We start from the raw sequence: 1,998 nt of genomic DNA, 5'->3' as shown, positions 1-1,998 counted from the left end.
TTTGTTGGAATTCTGTTTTGGCGAACTGATTCCAACAGGATACGTCATTTCTTTTTAAATTCTCCCTCAAACACCACTTTTGAGCATAACTCTTCATCCCTATTAGTTTCCTTTAGACTGACACCTTGAGTTATCAGGTGACATCTCCACAAAACCTCATGACTTATAGTACAAAAACACCCTAACTATTCTTGAATATAGCTGGATTCACTCTAACAAACATGTTCCGCTTCTATTTCCAGGATAATTGTTGTATAATTAAACTTTAAAGACAAATCGATTTTGTACTTTAGACCGTTTTTGAGCCTCATACGTTCCCACAGACAAACCAGAAAATTTTGCATTAATCACCACCCTCTGTCAGACATACGATTTCATTGAATCGGATGACCAGCAACTGCAAAGGAGGTGCTTCATGTCCATTCTGCATTCATTTCAATATATTTCACATAAAAAACAAAAAATATATCTTACAGTGCTGACGGTCAGTTTATCTTTAGCGGCTTTTTCAGTGCTTTGGTCTCGTGCCGCGGAACTGCGCCCTTATGAACTCCCTAGCCAGAAGCGGCCCTATTATCAGCAGCAGTACCAGCAAGGATACGAATCGTCTCCCCCGGAAACAGCGTATCGAAACTTCGACTATTCCGAATATGCAAGAAGAGTTTCAGGATTATCTCCTCAGGAGCGCTCCAAACTGTCGCAAGGATTACAGCAGAGGATGAAGGACGCTATGAATAAGAATAACTATATAGAGGTACGTCATTATGCCAGATTATTGGAGATCGTCAATGGTACCAAATAGTTGCAAAAACACTAGTCAATATCATTCTATGTTTGGCAGGGTTCTGGTGGGAATTTTGGTTTGCCTGATGATGGTTGGCTTTTCGAATATAGGCATGACACAGGATTCAGCAGACTCTCTGCTTGCAATTTCAGGAATCAACCAACAGGAACCAGATGGCAAAAATGCTAATTTAAAAGAAAGCTTCGTAGACAACCCTATTGAAAAAGCCGACGAGTTGACTCATATATTCAATATGACACAGGAGAGGTATAAACTTTACGAGTGTATTCTACTTGCGGGTTTTGCCTTAATTTCTCTAATTATTATAATGAGATCGTTGTGCAACAAGGAAAACTGTTCTGCTGCATATATGGTAAATGCAAGTGGATTGATTTTTATTATTTTCGGAACCCTTTTCCTTGTACTTCTGGCGGACGTGGATGAACAACTCAACGCTGGGGTGGGTATACTTGGGGCTGTTGCTGGTTATTTGTTCGGAACTATGCGAAAAGGAGAACCAGAAAGAAGAGGTGTAGAAAGTGAATAGTGATCCTGCAGAAAAATATTTGGCCATTGAATAAACCGAGGAAGGAGGGTAGAACCATTTTTTTCATAAAGCCTTTTCAAGTTAACCTGCTTTCGCATCTTCAACTCACTCACTTTTCAATCTTCAGTCTGTTGCACTTATTGTATTACTCCAGCAACTCCTTTACCGCCAATAAATGTTCAATTGGATCAGATTTTGATGGTGTGCTAATAGTTAACAATTAACTGCACTTTCAACTATTCCCCTCTTCACCATATTTACTTTTAGAATTCGCTGAATCTTTTCCAAACCTCGTTTACACCGCCATCGACCAAATATTTAGCCTGATAATAACCGACCGCTCCACCCCTATGTATTAAAAATTAATGTGACAATAGATCTGTCCCCATTTTACTTGCGTCAGATATTTCAGTGATATTTCCAAATACACCAATCTGTTTTTCTTCTTTGGTGAATGATTCGCACATCTTATCGAGGTATTCATACTCTTTTTTGCCTCTTTTTTTCATGTCTGAAAACAAAGGAAAAGATACCCAAGAGTCGATTGTAATAAATCTGAATTGATCTGATATCAATGCTGTCTCATAAATTTACGAGTAAATACCAATAAATAAAGGCTCGGAGAGCTTCTTGTGTTATAATGAAATTGCGAAATGTCATTCAAATA

Annotated in this window: 2 protein-coding genes; both read left to right on the top strand. The window is 38.4% G+C overall.

Translation table 11 applies throughout. The features are described from left to right. Positions 1–415: 415 nt before the first annotated feature. Positions 416–802, top strand: coding sequence for a hypothetical protein (locus BUF15_RS26450; protein ID WP_073617384.1), 387 nt, complete (start codon positions 416–418; stop codon positions 800–802). Further along, entirely contained in the window at positions 789–1,331 is a 543-nt protein-coding gene (locus tag BUF15_RS26445; protein WP_073617382.1) for a hypothetical protein, read from the top strand. The genes BUF15_RS26450 and BUF15_RS26445 overlap by 14 nt, the downstream gene beginning before the upstream one ends. The last annotated feature ends 667 nt before the right edge of the window (positions 1,332–1,998 follow it).

Source organism: Desulfopila aestuarii DSM 18488 (genome assembly GCF_900143695.1).
In the GTDB taxonomy this organism is placed as follows: Bacteria; Desulfobacterota; Desulfobulbia; order Desulfobulbales; family Desulfocapsaceae; genus Desulfopila; species Desulfopila aestuarii.
This window is presented reverse-complemented; position numbering and strand designations above follow the sequence as displayed.

Coding starts and splice junctions, on each gene's coding strand:
- BUF15_RS26450 (WP_073617384.1), top strand. CDS start 416: ATGTCCATTCTGCATTCATTTCAATATATTTCACATAAAAAACAAAAA.
- BUF15_RS26445 (WP_073617382.1), top strand. CDS start 789: ATGGTACCAAATAGTTGCAAAAACACTAGTCAATATCATTCTATGTTT.